Source organism: Cupriavidus sp. 207A1 (genome assembly GCF_057798955.1).
Window position 1 is genome coordinate 75,305 of sequence record NZ_JBYOJO010000007.1, and the last position, 20,989, is coordinate 96,293.

At 69.2% G+C, this 20,989-nt stretch carries 22 protein-coding genes; 16 read left to right on the forward strand and 6 right to left on the reverse strand.

All coding sequences use genetic code 11. The features are described from left to right. The first annotated feature begins 12 nt into the window (after positions 1 to 12). The 13 genes from urtB to ureG all read left to right on the forward strand — a co-directional run bounded on the left by urtB (position 13) and on the right by ureG (position 10,957). Positions 13 to 1,656: an urea ABC transporter permease subunit UrtB gene (gene urtB, locus AC3FMM_RS14535; protein WP_488686860.1), complete on the forward strand. Its 1,644-nt coding sequence runs from the start codon at positions 13 to 15 to the stop codon at positions 1,654 to 1,656. After that, positions 1,656 to 2,864 carry an urea ABC transporter permease subunit UrtC gene (gene urtC / locus AC3FMM_RS14540; protein WP_240074624.1) on the forward strand — a complete coding sequence of 403 codons (1,209 nt, stop codon included), beginning with the start codon at positions 1,656 to 1,658 and terminating at the stop codon, positions 2,862 to 2,864. The genes urtB and urtC overlap by 1 nt, the downstream gene beginning before the upstream one ends. Beyond that, entirely contained in the window at positions 2,861 to 3,709 is an 849-nt protein-coding gene (urtD, locus tag AC3FMM_RS14545) for an urea ABC transporter ATP-binding protein UrtD (RefSeq protein WP_115708801.1), read from the forward strand. The genes urtC and urtD overlap by 4 nt, the downstream gene beginning before the upstream one ends. 2 nt (positions 3,710 to 3,711) lie before the next feature. Next, on the forward strand, positions 3,712 to 4,404 hold the full coding sequence (gene urtE / locus AC3FMM_RS14550; RefSeq protein ID WP_488686861.1) for an urea ABC transporter ATP-binding subunit UrtE: 693 nt from the start codon (positions 3,712 to 3,714) through the stop codon (positions 4,402 to 4,404). Between the two features lie 34 nt (positions 4,405 to 4,438). After that, entirely contained in the window at positions 4,439 to 5,308 is an 870-nt protein-coding gene (locus AC3FMM_RS14555) for an urease accessory protein UreD (protein ID WP_116312332.1), read from the forward strand. A 39-nt stretch (positions 5,309 to 5,347) separates the two neighbouring features. Further along, a complete protein-coding gene (locus tag AC3FMM_RS14560) occupies positions 5,348 to 5,650 on the forward strand; it encodes an urease subunit gamma (RefSeq protein ID WP_018005472.1) in 303 nt (100 codons plus the stop codon). A gap of 50 nt (positions 5,651 to 5,700) precedes the next feature. Then, positions 5,701 to 6,312 carry a HupE/UreJ family protein gene (locus tag AC3FMM_RS14565; RefSeq protein WP_473703073.1) on the forward strand — a complete coding sequence of 204 codons (612 nt, stop codon included), beginning with the start codon at positions 5,701 to 5,703 and terminating at the stop codon, positions 6,310 to 6,312. 11 nt (positions 6,313 to 6,323) lie between these two features. Beyond that, the gene (locus AC3FMM_RS14570; protein WP_062797820.1) at positions 6,324 to 6,629 is read left to right on the forward strand and encodes an urease subunit beta; all 306 of its coding nucleotides are present in this window, start codon (positions 6,324 to 6,326) and stop codon (positions 6,627 to 6,629) included. Then, a complete protein-coding gene (ureC, locus tag AC3FMM_RS14575) occupies positions 6,629 to 8,344 on the forward strand; it encodes an urease subunit alpha (RefSeq protein ID WP_116312334.1) in 1,716 nt (571 codons plus the stop codon). Before AC3FMM_RS14570 ends, ureC begins: the two co-directional genes overlap by 1 nt. Positions 8,345 to 8,374: 30 nt before the next feature. Further along, positions 8,375 to 9,013, forward strand: coding sequence for an urease accessory protein UreE (ureE, locus tag AC3FMM_RS14580; RefSeq protein ID WP_488686862.1), 639 nt, complete (start codon positions 8,375 to 8,377; stop codon positions 9,011 to 9,013). 260 nt (positions 9,014 to 9,273) lie between these two features. Continuing rightward, complete coding sequence (locus AC3FMM_RS14585; RefSeq protein WP_326346775.1) at positions 9,274 to 9,624, forward strand: endonuclease domain-containing protein; 351 nt, start codon at positions 9,274 to 9,276, stop codon at positions 9,622 to 9,624. Beyond that, a complete protein-coding gene (locus tag AC3FMM_RS14590; protein ID WP_488686863.1) occupies positions 9,621 to 10,313 on the forward strand; it encodes an urease accessory protein UreF in 693 nt (230 codons plus the stop codon). The genes AC3FMM_RS14585 and AC3FMM_RS14590 overlap by 4 nt, the downstream gene beginning before the upstream one ends. Positions 10,314 to 10,327: 14 nt before the next feature. Beyond that, positions 10,328 to 10,957: an urease accessory protein UreG gene (gene ureG / locus AC3FMM_RS14595; RefSeq protein ID WP_062797828.1), complete on the forward strand. Its 630-nt coding sequence runs from the start codon at positions 10,328 to 10,330 to the stop codon at positions 10,955 to 10,957. Here ureG and AC3FMM_RS14600 read toward each other — a convergent pair. Continuing rightward, a complete protein-coding gene (locus tag AC3FMM_RS14600) occupies positions 10,954 to 11,373 on the reverse strand; it encodes a helix-turn-helix domain-containing protein (protein WP_240073985.1) in 420 nt (139 codons plus the stop codon). The two genes, ureG and AC3FMM_RS14600, sit on opposite strands and share 4 nt — an antisense overlap. 296 nt (positions 11,374 to 11,669) lie before the next feature. Here AC3FMM_RS14600 and AC3FMM_RS14605 point away from each other — a divergent pair, with 296 nt between their 5' ends. Then, the gene (locus AC3FMM_RS14605; protein WP_116312338.1) at positions 11,670 to 12,515 is read left to right on the forward strand and encodes a hypothetical protein; all 846 of its coding nucleotides are present in this window, start codon (positions 11,670 to 11,672) and stop codon (positions 12,513 to 12,515) included. 35 nt (positions 12,516 to 12,550) lie between these two features. On the opposite strand, the gene AC3FMM_RS14610 is transcribed toward AC3FMM_RS14605, so the two are convergent. Together AC3FMM_RS14610 and AC3FMM_RS14615 are read right to left on the reverse strand one after the other, a co-directional pair. Further along, positions 12,551 to 13,243 (reverse strand): glutathione binding-like protein, encoded by a 693-nt coding sequence (locus AC3FMM_RS14610; protein ID WP_115679850.1) that lies wholly within the window; start codon positions 13,241 to 13,243, stop codon positions 12,551 to 12,553. Positions 13,244 to 13,409: 166 nt separating this feature from the next. Further along, positions 13,410 to 14,672, reverse strand: a complete 1,263-nt coding sequence (locus AC3FMM_RS14615) for an acyl-CoA dehydrogenase family protein (protein WP_115679851.1) — start codon at positions 14,670 to 14,672, stop codon at positions 13,410 to 13,412. Between the two features lie 177 nt (positions 14,673 to 14,849). Here AC3FMM_RS14615 and AC3FMM_RS14620 point away from each other — a divergent pair, with 177 nt between their 5' ends. Together AC3FMM_RS14620 and AC3FMM_RS14625 are read left to right on the forward strand one after the other, a co-directional pair. Beyond that, the gene (locus tag AC3FMM_RS14620; RefSeq protein ID WP_062797837.1) at positions 14,850 to 15,788 is read left to right on the forward strand and encodes a LysR family transcriptional regulator; all 939 of its coding nucleotides are present in this window, start codon (positions 14,850 to 14,852) and stop codon (positions 15,786 to 15,788) included. A 289-nt stretch (positions 15,789 to 16,077) separates the two neighbouring features. Continuing rightward, positions 16,078 to 17,274 carry a CAP domain-containing protein gene (locus AC3FMM_RS14625; protein WP_488686864.1) on the forward strand — a complete coding sequence of 399 codons (1,197 nt, stop codon included), beginning with the start codon at positions 16,078 to 16,080 and terminating at the stop codon, positions 17,272 to 17,274. A 19-nt stretch (positions 17,275 to 17,293) separates the two neighbouring features. Here the strand turns inward: AC3FMM_RS14625 and AC3FMM_RS14630 are convergent, their stop codons facing one another. The 3 genes from AC3FMM_RS14630 to AC3FMM_RS14640 form a co-directional block, all read right to left on the reverse strand. Beyond that, positions 17,294 to 18,490, reverse strand: coding sequence for a hypothetical protein (locus AC3FMM_RS14630; RefSeq protein WP_488686865.1), 1,197 nt, complete (start codon positions 18,488 to 18,490; stop codon positions 17,294 to 17,296). After that, positions 18,487 to 19,101, reverse strand: coding sequence for a sigma-70 family RNA polymerase sigma factor (locus tag AC3FMM_RS14635; RefSeq protein ID WP_473703068.1), 615 nt, complete (start codon positions 19,099 to 19,101; stop codon positions 18,487 to 18,489). The genes AC3FMM_RS14630 and AC3FMM_RS14635 overlap by 4 nt, the downstream gene beginning before the upstream one ends. A 75-nt stretch (positions 19,102 to 19,176) precedes the next feature. Further along, entirely contained in the window at positions 19,177 to 20,895 is a 1,719-nt protein-coding gene (locus AC3FMM_RS14640) for a vWA domain-containing protein (RefSeq protein WP_488686866.1), read from the reverse strand. Between the last annotated feature and the right edge of the window lie 94 nt (positions 20,896 to 20,989).

Consider the following 20,989-nt stretch of genomic DNA (forward strand, 5'->3'; position numbering starts at 1 on the left):
TTGCCAGCCCTCATGTGCCATTCGATATCCTTTTCCGCCAAGCCGTGGCTGCGCGCCCTGCTGGCAGCGCTGCTGCTGGCCTCGGCACCGTGGGCCGCCGCGCTGACGCAGGCCGACCTGAAGCCGCTGGCCGAAGACGACTTCGACGCCAAGACCGCCGCGCTGTCCGCGCTGGCCAACGCATCGCCCGATGAGGCCGGACCGATTTTGAAGGCCTTGCAGGACGACGCCCTGCAATACGCGCCGTCGGCCGGCATGGTGCGCCAGGATGGCGACAAGCTGGTCGATGCGATCACCGGCAAGCCGGTCACGGTCAAGGCCGACGAGCTCGAGTCGCTGACGCTGAACAACAGCCTGCGCGCACTGGTCGACAGCGCCGCCAGCAGCCTGCTGCTGCAGTCGCCGGACATTGCCGTGCGCGCCCAGGCGGTGGCCACCCTGCGTGACCAGCCGGAAAGCGCGTCGCTGGCGGCGGTCGAAGCCGCGCGCAAGACCGAGGCCGATGCCGGCCTGCGCGCCAGCCTGGACGTGATCTGGGCCAACCTGGTGCTGGCCGCCACGCCCGGGCCCGCCGCGCGCGACGCGCGCCTCGAAGCCATCCGCATCCTGGGCCGCGACAGCAACCCGCAGAGCCGCCAGAAGCTGGCGCCGCTGGTGGAACGCGACAGCGCCGGCCGCTACCGCGAGCCCGACGGCGGCGTGCGGCTGGCCGCGCAGCAGGCGCTGGACACGCTGCAGGGCGACCAGCGCCGCGCCGAAGTGATCGGCAACCTGTTCGCCGGCCTGAGCCTGGGCAGCGTGCTGCTGCTGGCCGCGCTTGGCCTGGCCATCACCTATGGCCTGATCGGCGTGATCAACATGGCGCACGGCGAATTCCTGATGATCGGCGCCTATGCCACCTATGTGGTGCAGTCGCTGTTCCGCGCCCATGCGCCGGGCGCGCTGGACTGGTATCTGCCCACGGCGCTGCCGGCTTCGTTCCTGGCAGCCGCGGTGGTGGGCTTCGTGCTGGAACGGCTGGTGCTGCGCCACCTGTACGGGCGCCCGCTGGAAACGCTGCTGGCCACCTTCGGCGTGAGCCTGCTGCTGATGCAGGCGGTGCGCACGCTGTTCGGCGCGCAGAACGTCGAAGTGTCCAATCCCGCCTGGATGAGCGGCGGCTTCGAATGGCTGCCGGGGCTGGTGATCCCGTACAACCGCGTGGTCATCATCCTGTTCGCGCTGGCGGTGGTGGCGGTGGCGTGGGCGGTGCTCAACCGCACGCGGCTGGGGCTGTTCGTGCGCGCGACCACGCAGAACCGGACCATGGCCGCGTGCGTCGGCGTGCGCACCTGGAAGGTCGACAGCTACGCCTTTGCCTTCGGCGCCGGCATTGCCGGGCTGGGCGGCTGCGCGCTGTCGCAGATCGGCAATGTCGGTCCCGACCTGGGCCAGGCCTACATCATCGATTCGTTCATGGTGGTGGTGCTGGGCGGCGTGGGGCAGCTGGCCGGCACCATCGTCGGCGCCTTCGGGCTGGGCATCCTCAACAAGTTCATCGAACCCTTCTATGGCGCGGTACTGGCCAAGATCCTGGTCCTGGTGCTGATCGTGCTGTTTATCCAGAAGCGGCCGCAGGGACTGTTCGCGCTCAAGGGGCGCAGCGCGGAGGCATGATGCAGCGATACCAACCTGATTCTTCCGCCGCACCGTTCCGGCTGGCCGTGCCGGAACGCCAGTCGCTGTTCTCGCCGCGCGGCTGGATGGCGCTGGCGGCGCTGACCGTGATCGTCGGCATCGGCGTGCCGGTGTGCGCGCTGCTCGTGCCGGAGGGCCACCCGCTGCACCTGTCGGCGTATGCGCTGACGCTGGTCGGCAAGATCATGTGCTTTGCGCTGGCGGCGATCGCGCTCGACCTGGTGTGGGGCTACTGCGGCATCCTCAGTCTCGGCCATGGCCTGTTCTTCGCGCTGGGCGGCTATGCCATGGGCATGTACCTGATGCGTTCGATCGGGCGCGAAGGCGTGTACCAGAGCGACCTGCCGGACTTCATGGTGTTCCTCGACTGGAAGGAACTGCCGTGGTTCTGGCACGGCACCGACCACCTAGGCTATGCGCTGCTGCTGGTGGTGCTGGTGCCGGGCGTGCTGGCGTGGCTGTTCGGCTTCTTTGCCTTCCGCTCGCGCATCAAGGGCGTGTACCTGTCCATCATCACGCAGGCGATGACATATGCGGCGATGCTGCTGTTCTTCCGCAACGAGACCGGCTTTGGCGGCAACAACGGCTTCACCGACTTCAAGCGCGTCGCCGGCTTTGCCATCGCCGCGCCGCAGACGCGCACCGCGTTGTTCGTGCTGACCTTCCTGGCGTTGCTGGCCGGCTTCATCGCCTGCCGCTACATCGTCACGTCCAAGCTCGGCCGCGTGGTCACGGCGGTGCGCGATGCCGAGATGCGCGTGATGTTCTCCGGCTACAACCCGCTCGGCTACAAGCTGTTCGTGTGGACCTTCTCGGCGGTGCTGTGCGGCATCGCCGGCGCGCTGTACGTGCCGCAGGTCGGCATCATCAACCCGGGCGAGATGTCGCCCGGCAACTCGATCGAAATGGCGGTGTGGGTTGCCGTGGGCGGGCGCGGCACGCTGGTCGGGCCGGTGATCGGCGCGTTCCTGGTCAATGGCGCCAAGACGCTGTTCACCGCGCACTTCGCCGAATACTGGCTGTTCCTGCTGGGCGCGATGTTCGTGCTGGTGACGCTGTACCTGCCTGATGGCGTGACCGGCTTGTGGAAGCGCCTGCGCGAGCGCCGTACGCCGGCAGTGGCGCCGACCGCGCCGGAACCCGTTTCCACGCCCGCGGTAGCGGGCCGCACCGGAGGTGAAGCATGAACGCCGCACTCGGACACGGCCAGGCCGAAAGCGGCGATGCCACCGGGCTCGGCCGTGTGCTGGAGCCAGGCACCATCGATGTGTCGCACGGGCCGATCCTGTACCTGGAAGACGTCACCGTGCGGTTCGACGGCTTCCGCGCCCTCAACCAGCTGAACCTGTCGATCGACCACGGCGAACTGCGCTGCGTGATCGGCCCCAACGGCGCGGGCAAGACCACGATGATGGATGTCATCACCGGCAAGACCGGGCCGCGCAACGCCAATGTCAGCGGGCGCGTGTTCCTCGGGCAGACCATCGACCTGATGCGCATGACCGAGCCGCGCATCGCGCAGGTCGGCATCGGCCGCAAGTTCCAGAAGCCGACCGTGTTCGAACAGCACGCGGTGTGGGAGAACCTGGAACTGGCGATGAAGGCCGACAAGCGGTGGTGGTCGTCGCTGCGCGCGCGGCTGACCGGCGAGGGGCATCGCCGCATCGAGGAGACGCTCGCGCTGACCGGCCTGGAGGACGAGGCGTACCGGCCCGCGGGCCTGCTGTCGCACGGGCAGAAGCAGCGGCTGGAGATCGGCATGCTGCTGATGCAGCAGCCGCAGCTGTTGCTGCTCGACGAACCCGTGGCCGGCATGACCGATGAAGAAACCATGCAGCTCGCCAGCCTGCTCAACGGCCTGCGCGGCAGCTGCTCGATGATGGTGGTGGAGCACGACATGGAGTTCGTCGCCGCGCTGGCGGGCGCCGCCGGCAAGGTCACGGTGCTGGCCGAGGGCAGCGTGCTGGCCGAAGGCACGCTCGACAGCGTCAAGCGCGACGAACGCGTGATCGAATCCTACCTGGGGAGATAGGCATGCTGCAGGTCAACGCACTGAACCAGTTCTACGGCGGCAGCCATATCCTGCGCAACGTTTCCTTCGAGGTGCCGGCGGGCAAGCTGACCACGCTGCTCGGCCGCAACGGCGTCGGCAAGAGCACGCTGCTGAAATGCCTGATGGGCGTGGTGCCGACGCGCAGCGGCAGCATCCAGTGGGACGGCAAGGCGCTGGAAAAGAAGGCGCCGTACGAGCGCGTCGCCGCCGGACTGGCCTATGTGCCGCAGGGGCGCGAGATCTTCCCGCGGCTGACGGTCGAAGAGAACCTGCTGATCGGCGCCGCCAGCCGCGCGCGGCCGGCGGGCGTGCCGGAGCGCATCTACCAGTTGTTTCCGGTGCTGCGCACCATGCGCCTGCGCCGCGGCGGCGACTTGTCCGGCGGGCAGCAGCAGCAACTGGCGATCGGCCGGGCGCTGATGAGCGAACCGCAGCTGCTGATCCTCGACGAGCCGACCGAGGGCATCCAGCCATCGATCATCCAGGACATCGGCCGCGCGTTGCGGCTGCTGGTCGACGAATTCGGCATGACGGTGCTGCTGGTCGAGCAGTACTACGAGTTCGCGCGGCACCTTGCCGACCACTATGTGGTGATGAGCCGCGGCGAAGTGGTGGCACGCGGCGCCGGCGCCAGCATGGAGCAGGACGGCGTGCGCGAGCTGATCGCCGTGTAGGGCGCGCGCAAGTTTGCCAGGTCATTCGCCCGCGATGCGCCACCCCGATTTCCCTTCGTCCCTCGCCATGCCGGCGGCCTGGCAGGCCACGCTGCAGCTGCGCTTTGCGCGGCGCGGCGAGCGCACCGTGCTGACCGGGCGGCGGCACCGCGGCCCGCTGCTGGTGCAGAAGGCGCTGTACCCGGAAGGGGGCATCTGCCACGCGGTGATCCTGCATCCCCCGGCCGGCGTGGCCGGCGGCGACAGCCTGGAGATCGACGTGGCGGTGGAGGCTGGCGCGCATGCGGTGCTGGCCACGCCGGGCGCCACCAAGTGGTACAAGTCGCTCGGCCGCGACGCGGCCCAGCGGGTGCGGCTGGCGGTGGGCGAGGGCGCGCGGCTGGACTGGCTGCCGCAGGAGAACATCGTCTTCGACGACGCGCGCGCGCGGATATCCACCGTGCTTGACGTCGCGCCGGGCGGCAGCGCGATCGGCTGGGATGCCGTGGTGCTCGGCAGGCAAGCATCGGGCGAGCAGTGGGCGCGCGGCGCGCTGTGGCTGGATACCCGCATCGGCGCCGGCGAGCGTGCGTTGTGGATCGAACAATCGCAGATCGAGGCGGCATCGCCACTGCGCCAGGCGGTGCCCGCGCTGGACGGGCTGAACGTGCTGGGCACGCTGTGGGCCGTTGGGGCAGGCGCCACGCAAGACCTTGCCGAAACGCTGGCCGAGCGGCTGCCTTATACGCCGGCGGTGCGCGCCGGCGTGACCTGCCTCGCCGCCAACGGCCAGTCGATGCTGCTGCTGCGCGTGCTGGGGCGGCACATGGAAGCGGTGCGCCACGTCATGACCGAGGCCTGGCAGGCGCTGCGCCTGCCGATCCATGGCGTCGCGGCGCGCCCGCTGCGGCTGTGGGCGACGTAATCGGCCAGCACGCAATCGAACACGAAACAGGAACGAGAGATGGAACTGACGCCGCGCGAGAAAGACAAGCTGCTGATCTTCACCGCCGCGCTGCTGGCCGAGCGGCGCAAGGCCCGCGGCCTGAAGCTGAACTACCCGGAAGCGGTGGCGCTGATCACCGCCGCCATCATGGAAGGCGCGCGCGACGGCCGCACCGTGGCGGAGTTGATGCACGAAGGCACTACGGTACTGACGCGCGACGACGTGATGGACGGTATCGCCGAGATGATCCCGGAAATCCAGGTGGAAGCGACGTTTCCCGACGGCACCAAGCTGGTGACCGTGCACCATCCCATCGTCTGAGCCTTCGCCGCGACCAACGCTTCGAACAACTTATGCAACCGAGAGCCGACATGACCCGTATCGCCTGCCTGCGCCTTGCCCTTGGCGCCACCCTGACCGTTGCCGCCACCGCCGCGCTGGCGCACCCCGGCCACGATGCCGCCACCGTCGGCGCCAGCCTGTGGGCCGGCCTGGCGCATCCGTTCACCGGGGCCGACCACCTGCTGGCGATGGCCGCGGTGGGCGTATGGAGCGCACTGGTGGCGCGCTCCGCCGCCGATACGCTGCGTCTGCCGCTGGCCTTCGTGGGCTTGATGCTGGTGGGCGCCGCGCTCGGGCTCGGCGGCATGGCGCTGCCCGCGGTGGAGCCGATGATCGCGGCTTCGCTGCTGGTGATCGGGCTGCTGCTGGCGCTGCGCGCGAGTCTGCCGGCGTGGGCCGGCACGCTGCTGGTGGGCGGCTTTGCCGTGTTCCACGGCTATGCGCATGGGGCGGAATTGCCCGCCAGCGCCAGCGCGCTGCCGGCGGTGCTGGCCTACGTGGGCGGGTTTGCCGCGGCCACCATGGCGCTGCACCTGCTGGGCCTCGGCGCCGGCACGCTGCTGCGCCGCCGCGCCGGTTGGCTGGCGCGCGCAGCCGGAGCCGGCGTGGCGCTGTACGGCGCCGGCCTGCTGGTGGCCTGAGGAGGACCGCCATGATCCCCGGTGAACTGATGCCCGCCGACGGCGAGATCGCACTCAACGTCGGCCGCGCCACCGTGAGCGTGACGGTGGCCAATACCGGCGACCGGCCGATCCAGGTCGGCTCGCATTTCCACTTCTACGAAACCAATGCCGCGCTCGCGTTCGAGCGCGAGGCCGCGCGCGGCTTCCGCCTTAACATCGCCGCGGGCACCGCGGTGCGGTTCGAGCCCGGGCAGACCCGCACCGTGGAACTGGTGGCGCTGGCGGGCGACCGCATCGTCTACGGCTTCAACGGCAAGATCATGGGAGCGCTGTGATGGCATCGATCTCCAGGCAGGCCTATGCCGAGATGTTCGGCCCCACCACCGGCGACCGCCTGCGGCTGGCCGATACCGGCCTGATCATCGAAGTCGAGAAGGACTTCACCGTCTATGGCGAGGAAGTGAAGTTCGGCGGCGGCAAGGTGATCCGCGACGGCATGGGGCAGAGCCAGCGCATGGCCGGGGACTGCGTGGACACCGTGATCACCAATGCGCTGATCGTCGACCACTGGGGCATCGTCAAGGCCGATATCGGGCTCAAGCACGGGCGCATCGCGGCGATCGGCAAGGCCGGCAATCCCGATATCCAGCCCGGCGTCACCATCGTGGTCGGGCCCGGTACCGAGGTGATCGCGGCCGAGGGCATGATCGTCACCGCCGGCGGCATCGACAGCCATATCCACTTTATCTGCCCGCAGCAGATCGAGGAGGCGCTGATGAGCGGCGTCACCACCATGATCGGCGGCGGCACCGGGCCCGCCACCGGCACTTTCGCCACCACCGTGACGCCGGGGCCGTGGTACATGGAGCGCATGCTGCAGGCCGCTGATGCCTACCCGATGAATATCGGGCTGCTGGGCAAGGGCAACGCCAGCCAGCCGGGGCCGATCCTGGAGCAGGTCGAAGCCGGCGCCATCGGCCTGAAGCTGCATGAAGACTGGGGCACCACGCCGGCGGCGATCGATACCTGCCTGTCGGTGGCGGATGCGACCGATACGCAGGTCGCGATCCATACCGACACGCTGAACGAAGCAGGATTTGTCGAGGCCACCATCGCCGCGTTCAAGGGCCGCACCATTCATACCTACCACACCGAGGGCGCGGGCGGCGGCCATGCGCCGGACATCATCAAGGTCTGCGGCGAGGCCAACGTGCTGCCCTCGTCGACCAACCCGACGCGCCCGTACACCATCAACACGCTGGACGAGCATCTCGACATGCTGATGGTGTGCCACCACCTGGACCCGGCGATCGCCGAGGACATTGCCTTCGCCGAAAGCCGCATCCGCCGCGAGACCATCGCCGCCGAGGACATCCTGCACGACCTCGGCGCGTTCTCGATGATCTCGAGCGATTCGCAGGCGATGGGGCGCGTCGGCGAAGTCATCATCCGTACCTGGCAGACCGCGCACAAGATGGCAGCGCAGCGCGGCAAGCTGCCGGGCGATCCGCACGATGCGCGCGGCGGGCACGATAACTTCCGCGTCCGGCGCTATGTCGCCAAGTACACCATCAATCCGGCGCTGACCCATGGCATCGCGCACGAAGTGGGTTCGGTCGAAGTCGGCAAGTGGGCCGACCTGGTGCTGTGGCGGCCCGCGTTCTTCGGCGTCAAGCCCAGCCTGATCCTGAAGGGCGGCATGATCGCCGCGGCCGCAATGGGCGACCCCAATGCCTCGATCCCGACGCCGCAGCCGGTGCACTACCGGCCCATGTTCGCCGCGGCCGGCGGCGCGCTGCATCGTTCCTCGCTGACCTTCGTCTCGCAGGCGGCGCTGGCGGCCGGCATCGGCGAACGCTACGGGCTGGCCAAGACCCTTGCCGCCGTGCGCGGCACCCGCACCGTCAGCAAGCGCGACATGGTCCACAACGACTGGCAGCCGCATGTCACGGTCGACCCGGAGACCTACCAGGTCGTCGCCGACGGCCAGCTGCTGACCTGCGAGCCCGCAACCGAGCTGCCGATGGCGCAGCGCTACTTCCTGTTCTGAACGGCCGCGGCCCGTGCCGCGGATATGCCCATGCTGAAGATCGATAAAGTCCTGGCCGCTCCGCACGGCATTGCCAGCGTGCTGGTGCGCCGCGCCCCCAAGCTGGTGCTGCCGTTCGCCGACCGCAGCAAGAGCCGCCTGCGCGCGGTGCTGGACAACGGCGCCGACGCCGCACTGTTCCTGCCGCGCGGCACCGTGCTGCGCGGCGGCGACCTGCTGGTGGCCGAAGACGGCAGCTTCGTCGAAGTCCAGGCAGCGGCCGAGTCCGTGCTGGAAGTGCGCGCGCAAGACCCGCACGCGCTGATGCGCGCGGCCTACCACCTCGGCAACCGCCACACGCCGGTGGAGATCGGGCGCGACTACCTGCGGCTCGAATACGACGCGGTGCTGGCCGACATGCTGCGGCGGCTGGGCGTGCTTGCGGAGCGCGCCGAACTGCCGTTCGAGCCGGAGGCGGGGGCCTATGGCGGCGGGCACAAGCATGGGCACGACGCTACGTTCGCTGAGGATTATGCGGCGGCGCAGGCGGTGTATGAGGAGCATCATGGGCACTCGCACTCGCACTCGCACTCGCACTCGCACTCGCACTCGCACTCGCATGGTCATGATCATGGTCATGGTCATGGTGGCGAGCATGTCCATGGGGAGCATTGCGGGCATCGGCTGTGATGGGTAGGGTCGGTGTGGAGGGGGCTTGAGCTATGGTCAGAGATAACGATTTCAACTCATCCAAAAGGGTGTCTACTGTGCGCGGGCACACCGCTGGCTTCGACCTTGTGGGCGCACCCGGCCCTCACCCCAACCCTCTCCCGCAAGCGGGAGAGGGAGTCAACACTCGGCAAGTATCAGGCGCTGCAGCGCAGTCCAGCGCTGTGGGTTTGCTCCCCTCTCCCGCTTGCGGGAGAGGGGCAGGGGGTGAGGGCGGGCGTATGCCGAAGCCTGCGTTCGCCCGCTTGCTACGTGCGAATCAGACCAACGCTGAGCAGCGTCTTTGGTATCAACTACGCGACCGCCGCTTCATGGGGTTGAAATTCAAGCGGCAACACCAGATGGGCCCGTTCATTGTCGATTTCATTTGTATCGACGCCATGCTGGTGATCGAAGCAGATGGAGGCCAGCATGGCGATGCTCGGGACACGGCACGCGATGCCTGGTTACGGCGGCAAGGTTTCCATGTGCTGCGCTTCTGGAACTCAGAGGTGTTGGGGCAGACGGACGCGGTCTTGGAAACAATTCGTCATTTTGTGCTAGAGCGAGTCCGTCCCCCGGAGCGCCGATGACCCACCTCCACCAACTCATCTCCCTCCTGCACCTCGCATCCCCAGCCTTGCCCATCGGCGGCTTCAGCTATTCGCAAGGTCTCGAAGCCGCCATCGAATGCGGCGTTGTGCATGACGCCCCGACTGCCGAGCGCTGGATTCACGACAACCTGCGGCATGTCCAGGCGCAATGCGAGGCGCCGTTGTGGCTGCTGTTGCACCGCCACTGGCAGGCGGGCGACACCGCGCAGGTGCGGACCTGGAACGACTGGTTCCACGCCACCCGCGAGACCTCCGAGTTGCGGCTTGAGACCGAGCAGATGGGCTGGTCGCTGGCCCGCCTGATCGCGCAGATGGAGTGGGGCACGCCGACGATGCGCGACACGCTGGCCACGCTGTCGCCCGTATGCCTGCCGACCGCGTTCACCGCCGCCTGCGTGGCGCTGCAGATCGGTGCGCGCGACGGCCTGGCGGCCTACTGCTTCAACTGGGCCGAGAACCAGGTGGCCGCGGCGATCAAGGCGGTGCCGCTGGGGCAGGTGGCGGGGCAGCACATGCTGCGTCGACTGCATGGCGCCGTGCTCGATGCCGTCGATGAAGCCGGCCGCCGCGCCGAAGCCACGCCACCGCAACTGTCGACGTTTTCACCGATGCTGGGACTGCTGTGCGCACGCCACGAAACGCAGTACTCCCGGCTGTTCCGATCCTGAACCGAAACCGCACCATGACCCACGCCCGTACCAAGAAGAACCCTCCGCTGCGCGTCGGCGTCGGCGGCCCCGTCGGCTCCGGCAAGACCACGTTGCTGGAAATGCTGTGCAAGGCGATGCGCGACCGTTATGACCTGGTCGCGATCACCAACGACATCTACACCAAGGAAGACCAGCGCCTGCTGACGATCTCCGGCGCGCTGCCGGCCGAGCGCATCCTGGGCGTGGAAACCGGCGGCTGCCCGCACACCGCGATCCGCGAGGACGCATCGATCAATCTGGAAGCGGTGGATCGCATGCTGGCGCGCTTCCCGGATGCCGACGTGGTTTTCATAGAGTCCGGCGGCGACAACCTGGCTGCGACCTTCAGCCCAGAACTTTCTGATCTTACGATCTACGTGATCGACGTCGCCGGGGGCGAGAAGATTCCTAGGAAGGGCGGGCCTGGCATCACCAAGTCCGACCTGCTGGTGATCAACAAGACCGACCTGGCGCCGTATGTGGGCGCATCGCTGCCGGTGATGGAAAGCGATGCGCGCAAGATGCGTGGCAGCCGGCCGTTCGTGATGGGCAGCGTCAAGTCCGGACAGGGGCTGGACCAGGTGATCGGCTTCATCGAACGGCAGGGCATGCTGGGGCTCTAGCCTTCCGGGGTCGCGTCGGCATCGGGTGCCGGCCTGGTGCCGGAGCTGCCGTGCCCGAGCGCCGGACGGAAGCTGCCCTTGCCCGCCAGCGCCCGCGCCACCGCGGCCACCAGGTTCAGCTCGGGCTCGGTCAGCTCGGCCATGTGGTGCATGGTGGCCTCGATTGCCGCGCGCTGGCGGTTGCCGAACGGCGCGCGCGCTTGCTCGACCTGCAGCTGGCTGGCGTCGTGGCGGCTGAAGTCGAGCATCTCGGCGGTGGGCACGGCGAGGGTCTCGGCGAGCCTGCAGATGTTGGCCAGCGCCAGGTTGCGCTTGCCGCTTTCAATGCCGCTCAGATACGAGCGCGACAGTCCGCTTTCGAGCGAAAGCGTCTCCTGGGACCAGCCTCGTTGCTTGCGTAGCCAGGCGAGATGCAATCCGAAAAGTCTGAGATTTCGAGAGGTCATGGGTTCAACAAAAGTTCGGAGTGGTCTGAGGCTAAGGGTTTGACCTTGAGCCCACGACAACTTATCCTCATCCTCACTATCGGTGTCCGATCCGCAAACTGAGGGGCGCGCCAGGCAATGGCGCGGCACGATGGCATCAACCGGACGGCCTGCCTCGCAGCGCCGCGCCAGACGGGTTATTGCGCAAGACCGCGCGTCACGCCGCCATGCGTGCGCCGGCTGCGCGGACAGGCGCAGCGCGCCTGTCGCCCTGCAGGGGGATTGCCATGCAGATCTTCTCGCTGTTCGAGGCGCGCATGCGCGCCATCGATGCCGACCGTCACGCGCCGTCGGATTTCCTTCCCGGATTCCAGCCTCGCCTGCTTGCCGCCGCTGCCGGTCTCGGCTGCACCTGCGACTACATCTTCCTCTGCGCCGGCGAGCGCCAGCCCGAATTTTCAGCGGATTGCCATGAATGGTGGGGTTGCCTGCGCGGTGGCCTGCGGCTGTCTTCGCCCGGCCGCGGCAGCTTGCTGGTGGGCGGCGGCGAACTGTTCGCGCCCGCGCCCGGTGTGCCGATGCAGGTGCAGGCGGTCGCCGACACCATCCTTGTGCGCGCGGTGCCGCAAGGCCCGGTCGAGGCCTCGCGCCCCGTGGCGATGCCCGCGGGCGCGTGGCAGTGCGGGCTGGGCGCCATTGCGCCCGTCGGTGCCGGGGCCGATGCCGATGGCGTGGCCGGGCCCCATGCGCTGGCGGACACGTTGGCAGCGGATGACTGGCAGGCGCAGCAGGGCATGCGCCCGGAGTTTGTGCAGCTGGATGGTTCGGTGGATGACTGGGGCCGGCACCTGCAGGCGCGCGGCCTGCGCTGGGCGCTGTGCTACCGGGGCGCGCTCGCCCTGCACTGGCATGGCGCGCTGGTGCGCAGCGGCGGTGACATGGTCTTCCTGCAGCCCGGCGCGCTCTACGCGCCGGACGCGCACGAGTCATGCCGGCTCGACGTGCTGGTGCCGGGCACCGGCCTGCTGTGCTGCTTCGGCGCGGGCAATGCGCCGCATGATGGCGTGGACGCCAGCGGCGGCCGGCGCGCGGATGGCCACGCCGTGGCGCGCGCTGCGCTGGCGCTGGCCTGATGAGCGCGGCGGCCGCGGTGGCCGCCGCTTGCCTTTCAGTGGCGCTTGTACTGCGTGGCGCCGAACAGCACTTCGCGCGCCTTGTCGTCCTGCAGCGCCTTGCGCGCGCTGGCCAGCACCTCGACGCCGCGCTTGACCGCCGGACGCTCGGCGATCTGGTTGAACCAGCGCTTCAGGTGCGGGTAGTCGTCCAGCTCCACGCCCTGGTTCTGCCAGCTGCGCAGCCACGGGAAGGTGGCGATGTCGGCGATGGTGTACTGGTCGCCGGCCAGCCATTCGTGTTTCGACAACTGCGTGTCGATCACGCCGTACAGGCGCTTCGCCTCATTGGTGTAGCGGTTGACCGCGTACTCGATCTGCTCGGGCGCATAGATGCGGAAGTGGTGCGCCTGGCCCAGCATCGGGCCCACGCCGCCCATCTGGAACATCAGCCACTGCAGCGTCTCGTACTTGCCGCGCACGTCCTCGGGCAGGAACTTGCCGGTCTTGCCGGCCAGGTAGAGCAGGATGGCGCCCGATTCGAACAGCGAGATCGGCTTGCCGTCGGGACCGTCCGGGTCGACGATGGCGGGAATCTTGTTGTTGGGGCTGATCTTCAGGAAGTCTTCGCCGAACTGGTCGCCGGCGCCGATGTTGATCGGATGAACCCGGTACTCCAGTCCGCACTCCTCCAGCATGATGTGGACTTTGTGGCCATTGGGCGTGGCCCAGGTGTAGACGTCGATCATTGCAGGGATCTCCTGGCTGCTTTCATGGGAACGGCCACATCGACCACCGACGTGGCGAACCGCGCGATTTAAGCACAGAAGAAAAAAACGCGCAGGCCGGCTGCGCGTTTTCCACAATGCCGGCAGGGGCGGGCCCCCGCCGGCGCTTCCGGGTGCTCCGGGGCGCTCAGAAACCGCGCGCCACCGGCATCTTGATGGTGTCCGGGTTGACGTTCATGTGCTTGGCCAGTTCCAGCTTGGCGATGGCGTTGCGGTGCACCTCGTCCGGACCGTCGGCCAGGCGCAGCGTGCGCTGGTGCGCCCACCAGTTGGCCAGCGGGAAGTCGCTGGAAACGCCGGCGGCGCCGTGGACCTGGATGGCCCAGTCGATTACCTTCAGCGCGACGTTGGGGGCCACCACCTTGATCATGGCGATCTCGGCCTTGGCCACCTTGTTGCCGACCGTGTCCATCATGTACGCGGCCTTGAGCGTCAGCAGGCGCGCCATCTCGATCTCGCAGCGGGCCTCGGCGATGCGCTCCTGGGTCACGCCCTGGGCCGACACCGGCTTGCCGAACGCCACCCGCGACAGCGCGCGCTTGCACAGCAGTTCCAGCGCGCGCTCGGCCACGCCGATGCTGCGCATGCAGTGGTGGATGCGCCCCGGGCCGAGGCGGCCCTGCGCGATCTCGAAGCCGCGGCCTTCGCCCAGCAGGATGTTCGAGACCGGCACGCGCACGTTCTTCAGCTCGATCTCCATATGGCCGTGCGGCGCGTCGTCGTAGCCGAACACCGGCAGGAAGCGCTTGATGGTGATGCCCGGGGTATCGGCCGGCACCACGACCATCGACTGCTGCTCATGGCGGCCGGCCTCGGGATCGGTCTTGCCCATCACGATATAGACCTTGCAGCGCGGATCGCCGGCGCCCGACGACCACCACTTGGTGCCGTTGATCACGTAGTGGTCGCCATCGCGCTCGATGCGGCATTCGATATTGGTCGCGTCCGACGAGGCCACCGCCGGCTCGGTCATCAGGAAGGCCGAGCGGATCTCGCCGGCCAGCAGCGGCTCCAGCCACTTGTCCTTCAGTTCCTCGGAGGCATAGCGCTCCAGCGTCTCCATGTTGCCGGTGTCGGGCGCGGCGCAGTTGAACACCTCGGCCGACCAGGGCACCCGGCCCATGATCTCGCACAGCGTGGCGTATTCCAGGTTCGACAGGCCTTGCGGGGCGCGCGGCGAACGCGGCAGGAACAGGTTCCACAGGCCGGCTTCGCGCGCCAGCGGCTTCAGTTCCTCGATCACCTTGGTGGGGATCCAGGCGTTGCCGGCGCGGCGGTTGGCGTCGATCTCCTCGGCGAAGCGCTTTTCGTTCGGATAGATGTGCTGGTCGAAGAAGGCCAGCAGCTTGGCCTGCATCTCCTTGACCTTCGGGCTGTACTCGAAATCCATGTGGTCTCCTCGCTACGGGATCGGTGGGCGCGGGCGGCCGCCGGCGCCGGTGGCTGGGTCTTCGGGCAATAAACCTTGCCGATGCAATGCACTCTATCTGAAAGCCGGTAATTAGAAAAATGAATTTTCTGGATTTGCCAGTATCAATTCCCTGCATTCCGTGCCAGAATCACCAGCATGCAGCTCTCCCGCATCGACCTCAACCTCTTCGTCGTGTTCGACGCCATCTACAGCGAAGGCAGCATTACCGCGGCCGCGCGCCAGCTCAACCTGACGCAGCCGGCGGTCAGCCATGCGCTGGGGCGGCTGCGCACGCTGTTCGACGATCCGCTGTTCGAGCGGCGCGGGCAGGGCATGGCGCCCACGCCGCTGGCCCGCTCGCTGGCAGCCGAGGTGCGCAGCGCGCTGCAATCGTTCGCGCGCACGCTGCAGGACACGCCGCACTTCGATCCCACCAACACCGTGCGCCGCTTCACCATCGGCATGCGCGACGCGCTCGAGTCGACGCTGCTGCCGCCGCTGATGAGCCGCGTCACGGCGGTGGCGCCGCAGGTGGAGATTGCCGCGATCCGCTTCGACCGCCGCGAGATGGAATCGGAACTGCTGGCCGGCACGCTCGACGCCGCGCTCGACATCCTGCTGCCGGTGTCGCCGGCGATCCACCATGCCCCGTTCATGGCCGACCCGATGGTGGTGCTGGCACGGCGCGATCATCCGCTGGTGAAGAAGGAACTGACGCTGGAGCGCTACCTCGCGGCCGAGCACGTCCATGTGTCGTCGCGCCGCCGCGGCGCCGGTCTGGAGGACCAGGCCTTGCATCGCATGGGCCTGACGCGGCGCGTGCGGCTGCGCTGCCAGCACTACGCCGCGGCGTGCCGCGTGGTCAGCTGCACCGACCTGCTCGCCACGCTGCCGTTGCGCTATGCCCGCATCGCCAACGAGCCCTATGCCAACCGGCTGCTGTCGCTGCCGTTCAAGGTGCCGTCGCTGGAACTGCACCTGTACTGGCACGCGGGTGGCGAGAACGACGGCGCCAACCGCTGGCTGCGCGAGCAGCTGATGGCGGTGATGGCCTCGCTCGGCAGCGGCATGGCCGACGTGGCCGCGGCCGGCTGACCAGCGCCCGACGGAGCCGCAGCTGCCTGAATTCAGGTCAGGTGCGGCGCGCGCGGGTCACACGTAAGCAATTGTTCGCGCGCTAGACCCTCGCGGTCTCGGCCCATACCATCGTCCGGTCTTTCTGCCCCCGGCAGAGCCACCGCGAGCCCCTGCCGCACGGCGCCCGCGATGGTTGTCACGCCGGCTGTCCGCGCTCGCGGATCCCCCGGGCAGACCAATTCGCCGAACTCCACCACGACGACTCAGACCGATGATTGGGAAACGCTTGCCTGCCGATTGCCCTTCCATGCCGCCGCGCCGCGCGCGGCACACCACGCTGGCCCTGACCACGCTCTGTACCGCCGCGGCGCTGGCGCTGGCCGCCTGCGGCGGCGGCGATGGCGGTGACGGTGGCACGACCTCCAGTGCCGCCCCCGGCGGGCCGGCCCCAGCCGGTGCGCAGGCCAGCGCGCCCGCTGGCGGCCAGGGTGCGGCCACGTCGCCGTCGCCGACCTCCCCGACAACACCGACCGGCGGCACCACCACTACTACCACTACCACGGCCGGGGCCTGCTACACCGTCAGCGGTTCCGCGCCCGCCGCCGCGCCGGGCAGCGGCATCTCGCTGCTGCCGGCGCGCGGCAGCGCGGTCAGCAACTACCGCGTGCTGGAAGAGCCGCGCACCGCCGGCCTGTGCTACGCCAACTATCGCCGCGAGCAGGTGGGCCTGCCGCCGCTGGCCGCGCGCGATCCGCTCAATGCCGCCGCGCAGGCGCATACCGACTACATGCTGGCCAACGCCACGCTGACGCACGACGAAAGCAGCGGCAATCCGGGCTACACCGGCGCCACCGCCCACGAGCGCATCCAGGCCGCCTATCCGACCGATGCCACCGCCGAAGTGGTGGCCGGCGCCAACCGCTGGACCTCGGTGGCCAATGCGCAGCTGTCGATGTCGCCCAAGGACGCACTGGTGTCGGACCTGGTCGACGCGCCGTTCCACCGGGCCGCGCTGCTGGGCAGCTATGGCTCGGCCGGCAGCGGCTTTGCCGAGCGCGTGGGCGCCAACGGCAGCGGCACCTCGGCCAGCTACTACCAGACCGTAGATCTCGCCGACCGGGTCAAGGGCGGCAGCGACAGCCAGATGGTGGCCTATCCGTTCGATGGCCAGAACGACGTGCCGGCCAACTGGGTCAACACCGAAAGCCCCAATCCGGCGCCGGGCTATGAAAACCGCACCATGGGCTACCCGGTGTCGCTGCAGGCGATCAATACCTCGCTGCAGTTCGATGCCGACAACTTCGTCATCACCGATGCGCAAGGCAGCAACGTCGACTGCATCAAGGTCGACAGCCGTTCCTCTGGCCTGAGCAGCGCCGCGCGCGGCCTGGCGGTGTGCACGCCGATGGCGCCGCTGGCCAGCCAGCAGCGCTATACCGTGCGCGTCACGGGCCGGCTCGGCGCGCAGCCGGTGGACCTGAGCTGGTCATTCACCACGCGCTGACCCCCACGCCGCGGCGCGCTCATTGCGGCGCGCCGGGCGGAAACTCTCCACGCAGCTCGATCCGCACCTGGCCTGGCGCCAGGGCGGGGTCGGCCTGCACCGCAACCGGCACGGGCGGGCGCTGTCCCGCCGGCATCGCCTGCCACAGCCGTTGCGCCCATTCCCGGATCTCCACATGGTCGGGCTCGGCTGCCCACAGCCTGAGCGGCGCTGCCGTGCCCAGGCGCGCCGCGATGGCCGCGGGATCGTCCTGGGTCGAGACGGTCAGGGCGGACGCCGCAGCCGGTGCGCGCGAAGCCATCGCGGGGACAGCCTTGCGCGCATAGGCGGACGGTGCGGCAGGCGCGGGCGCCGATGGTGCGGCTTCCGCGATGGCTGCGTCAGCGGGTGCCTGCGGCGCGGCAGCGATCGCCGGCGCGGGCGGCGCAGGCGGGTTCGCTTGTGCCGGGGCCTCGCTATCCAGCGCGGGTTCGCGCGGAACGCTTCGGATGGCCTCCGTGCCAGGCGCTGCGCGGGGTGCCGGGCGGGCAGCAGGTGCAACTGCCTTGGCGGCCGGGGCTGCGGGTTTGGGGGGCGGTGCTGCGGCGGTTTCCGGCAAGGGCGGCGATGGTGCAGCCGTCGCTGCCGGCGTTGGCGCGGGCGCGGCCATCTCGGTCGCCGCCATCTCGGCCGTCCCCGCCGGCATTAGCGCGCCATCGTCGATCTGCCGCAGCACGATGCTGGTGGTCAGTCCGGCCACCGCCGCGACGCTGGCGACCAGTCCGAGCGAACGCCACCACCGGCGCGCGCGCGCGGCATGCGTGGACTGCTCCATCGTGGCGGGTCGTGCGGCGTTTCGTGTCGAATCCGCAGCCTGTGCCCGCAGCCACGCCGCCGCATCCGGACCGAGGCGCGCGCCGAGCACGTCCTCCGCGGCGGCGCCGGCGGCCACCCGAGCCAGCACCGCATCGCGCCGCGCCGACTGGGCCGCCTGCAGGCGCGCGGCTTCTTCCAGCACGGCCGCGGCCAGTGCCGGCGGCGCGGCAAAGGGCAGTGCCGCGGCCTCGGCCTGGTGGCGCCCGGCTTGCTCCTGCGCGGCGCGCGCGGCAGCAAGCACGGCGGCTTCCAGTGCCGCCGGCGGCGGGTAGGGCGGAAGTGCTTTCAGCAGGGCCGAGAGCCGGTCCTCGCCCGCGATGAAACGTTCGGCCGCCTGCGATGCGGCGTTGCCCGCGCTCATGGCCCCGACTCCGGCACGCTGCCCGCCAGGTCCGCGCGCAGGCGCGCAAAGGCATAGCGCAGCCGGCTCTTCACGGTCTCGAACTTCTCGCCAAGCATTGCGGCAATTTCTTCGACGCTCATATTGCTGAAGAAGCGCAGCACCACCACTTCGCGCTGCGCGACCGGCAACTGCAGCAGCGCGCGGTGGACGTGCTGCGCATGCTGTCGCAGCTGCAGTTCGGCTTCCGGCGACAGGTCGCCGGCGGGCAGCTCGGGCAGCTGTTCATCCAGCGCATCGCGCTGGCGCGCATCGGCGCTGCGCACCTGGTCGAGCCAGGCATTGCGCGCGATCTGGAACAGGAAGGTGCGGAACGCCGCGCTCGGCTGGTAGTCGCCGCAGCGGGTCATCAGCTTGACCCAGGTCTTCTGCGCGAGGTCCTCGGCTTCGCCGGTATTGCCCTGGCACAACCAGGCCAGGTAGTTGTAGAGGCCGGCGTTATGCCGGCGGAACAGCTCGGTGACCGGCTGCTCGATGATGCCGCCCGCGACCAGCAGCATCAGGTCGTGGTCGGGCAGTGCCGCCAGTGCGGCACCGGGGGCGGAGGAAGGAGCGGGGTCGGAAGCCTGCATGCGCCCGAGTATAGGAGAGTGCCAGGCGGCGCGACAATCCGCACCGCCCTGCGCTGCGTGGCGATTATGCGGGGCTCAACGGGCCGCACGCGTGGCCGGGTCGTTGCCACCGGAGGCAGCCGGCGTGATCGTGGCCAGGCTCTGCGCCAGGTCCACCAGCTTGACGAATTCCCCGCGGTAGCCGAAGCGGTCGGCGCCGCGCGCGCCTTGCGCCAGTGCGCGCGCGTCGGCGTGGCGCCAGTCGCCGGTGAACCTGCCGCCGCGCAGCACCTGGCCGAAGCCGGCCACCGCCGCGGCAAAGCGGAAGTCGTCGTCGCCCTGGGCCAGCGGACGCAGCGCCTGCCGCGCCACGGTGACATCCAGCAACTGGCTGGTGCTGGCCGCCGGCAGCTTGTAGCGCAGCCGCACATGCGCCAGCTCGCCATCGCGCCCCCGCGCCGGCGCCGCGCGCTGGTAGCGCAGCGGGTCGACCAGCCCGGGCTGCCCCGCCAGCGTCAGCTCGTACAGCGCGGTCACGGTATGGCCCGCGCCGATATCGCCGGCGTCGACCTTGTCGTTGTTGAAATCCTCGCGCGCCAGCATGCGGTTCTCATAGCCGATCAGCCGGTACTCCGTCACCGTGGCCGGGTTGAACTCGACCTGTATCTTCACGTCGCGCGCAATTGTCGCCAGCGTCGAGCTGATCTCGCTGACCAGCACCTTGTTGCCTTCCATCAGGTTGTCGATGTAGGAGTAGGCGCCGTCGCCGGCATCGGCCAGCTGCTCCATCAGCTGCTCGTTGTAGTTGCCGGTGCCGAAGCCCAGCGTCGACAGCGACACCCCGGACTTGCGCTTGTCCTCCACCATGCTCCTGAGCTGGCGGAAGTCGGTCACGCCCACGTTGAAGTCGCCGTCGGTGGCCAGCAGCACGCGGTTGATGCCGCCGGCGATATAGCTCTGCTGCGCGGCCTGGTAGGCGAGTGCAATGCCGCTGGCGCCGGCGGTGCTGCCGCCCGCCACCAGCTGGTCGATGGCGGCGCTAATCGCGGCCTTGTCGCTGCCCGGCGTGGGCGGCAATGCCACGCGCGTGCTGCCGGCGTAGGTGACCAGCGTGATGCGGTCCTGCGCGCGCAACTGGTTCACCAGCAGCTTGAGCGAGGACTTCAGCAGCGGCAGCTTGTCCGGCGCGTTCATCGAGCCCGACACGTCCACCAGGAACACCAGGTTGGCCGCGGGCAGCGCGCCGCTGGCCACGTCCTTGCCCTTGATGCCGATGCGCAGCAGCACATTGGACGGGTGCCAGGGCGCCGGCGCCAGCGCGGTGTGCACGGCGAACGGGCGGCCGTCGGCGGGCTGGGCATAGTCGTAGGGGAAGTAGTTCAGCAGTTCTTCCACGCGCACCGCATCGGCCGGCGGCACCCGGCCGGCATTGAGCAGGCGCCGCACGTTGCTGTAGCTGCCGGTATCGACATCGATGCTGAAAGTGGACACCGGCGCCTGGGCCACCAGCCGGACGCCGTTCTCGTCGATGGCGCCGTAGCGTTCGCGCTCTTCTGGCGCGGGTGCCGGCAAGGGGTAAGGGTGCGGCATTGCCAGCGTGGCGTGGGGTTCGATGCTGTGCATTTCCGCGACGGGTTTGGACTGGGCTGCCCTGGCGGCGTGGTCATGGTCGGGGCGCGGCGCCGGGGCCATCGCCGGCGACGCCGGCTGGGAAGTCTGCTCCGGCAGCGGCCGCGAAGGGCCTCCGCAAGCGGCCAGCACAAGCGCCAGGGCGGCGGCAAGGCTGGAAAGAAGGACCGGTGCGCGTGGTTGCATGTTGTTCTCCTGGAAGGCCGCGGGCAGGGCGTTGGCGTGGACGGCTTGTCGATGTAACGGGCCACGCGGAGGAGTGGGGTTGAGGCGGGCGGAA

Bases quoted from the DNA above. Each gene is read 5' to 3' on its own strand.
- urtB (WP_488686860.1), top strand. From the start codon at position 13: ATGTGCCATTCGATATCCTTTTCCGCCAAGCCGTGGCTGCGCGCCCTG.
- urtC (WP_240074624.1), top strand. From the start codon at position 1,656: ATGCAGCGATACCAACCTGATTCTTCCGCCGCACCGTTCCGGCTGGCC.
- urtD (WP_115708801.1), top strand. From the start codon at position 2,861: ATGAACGCCGCACTCGGACACGGCCAGGCCGAAAGCGGCGATGCCACC.
- urtE (WP_488686861.1), top strand. From the start codon at position 3,712: ATGCTGCAGGTCAACGCACTGAACCAGTTCTACGGCGGCAGCCATATC.
- AC3FMM_RS14555 (WP_116312332.1), top strand. From the start codon at position 4,439: ATGCGCCACCCCGATTTCCCTTCGTCCCTCGCCATGCCGGCGGCCTGG.
- AC3FMM_RS14560 (WP_018005472.1), top strand. From the start codon at position 5,348: ATGGAACTGACGCCGCGCGAGAAAGACAAGCTGCTGATCTTCACCGCC.
- AC3FMM_RS14565 (WP_473703073.1), top strand. From the start codon at position 5,701: ATGACCCGTATCGCCTGCCTGCGCCTTGCCCTTGGCGCCACCCTGACC.
- AC3FMM_RS14570 (WP_062797820.1), top strand. From the start codon at position 6,324: ATGATCCCCGGTGAACTGATGCCCGCCGACGGCGAGATCGCACTCAAC.
- ureC (WP_116312334.1), top strand. From the start codon at position 6,629: ATGGCATCGATCTCCAGGCAGGCCTATGCCGAGATGTTCGGCCCCACC.
- ureE (WP_488686862.1), top strand. From the start codon at position 8,375: ATGCTGAAGATCGATAAAGTCCTGGCCGCTCCGCACGGCATTGCCAGC.
- AC3FMM_RS14585 (WP_326346775.1), top strand. From the start codon at position 9,274: ATGCCGAAGCCTGCGTTCGCCCGCTTGCTACGTGCGAATCAGACCAAC.
- AC3FMM_RS14590 (WP_488686863.1), top strand. From the start codon at position 9,621: ATGACCCACCTCCACCAACTCATCTCCCTCCTGCACCTCGCATCCCCA.
- ureG (WP_062797828.1), top strand. From the start codon at position 10,328: ATGACCCACGCCCGTACCAAGAAGAACCCTCCGCTGCGCGTCGGCGTC.
- AC3FMM_RS14605 (WP_116312338.1), top strand. From the start codon at position 11,670: ATGCAGATCTTCTCGCTGTTCGAGGCGCGCATGCGCGCCATCGATGCC.
- AC3FMM_RS14610 (WP_115679850.1), bottom strand. From the start codon at position 13,243: ATGATCGACGTCTACACCTGGGCCACGCCCAATGGCCACAAAGTCCAC.
- AC3FMM_RS14615 (WP_115679851.1), bottom strand. From the start codon at position 14,672: ATGGATTTCGAGTACAGCCCGAAGGTCAAGGAGATGCAGGCCAAGCTG.
- AC3FMM_RS14620 (WP_062797837.1), top strand. From the start codon at position 14,850: ATGCAGCTCTCCCGCATCGACCTCAACCTCTTCGTCGTGTTCGACGCC.
- AC3FMM_RS14625 (WP_488686864.1), top strand. From the start codon at position 16,078: ATGCCGCCGCGCCGCGCGCGGCACACCACGCTGGCCCTGACCACGCTC.
- AC3FMM_RS14630 (WP_488686865.1), bottom strand. From the start codon at position 18,490: ATGAGCGCGGGCAACGCCGCATCGCAGGCGGCCGAACGTTTCATCGCG.
- AC3FMM_RS14635 (WP_473703068.1), bottom strand. From the start codon at position 19,101: ATGCAGGCTTCCGACCCCGCTCCTTCCTCCGCCCCCGGTGCCGCACTG.
- AC3FMM_RS14640 (WP_488686866.1), bottom strand. From the start codon at position 20,895: ATGCAACCACGCGCACCGGTCCTTCTTTCCAGCCTTGCCGCCGCCCTG.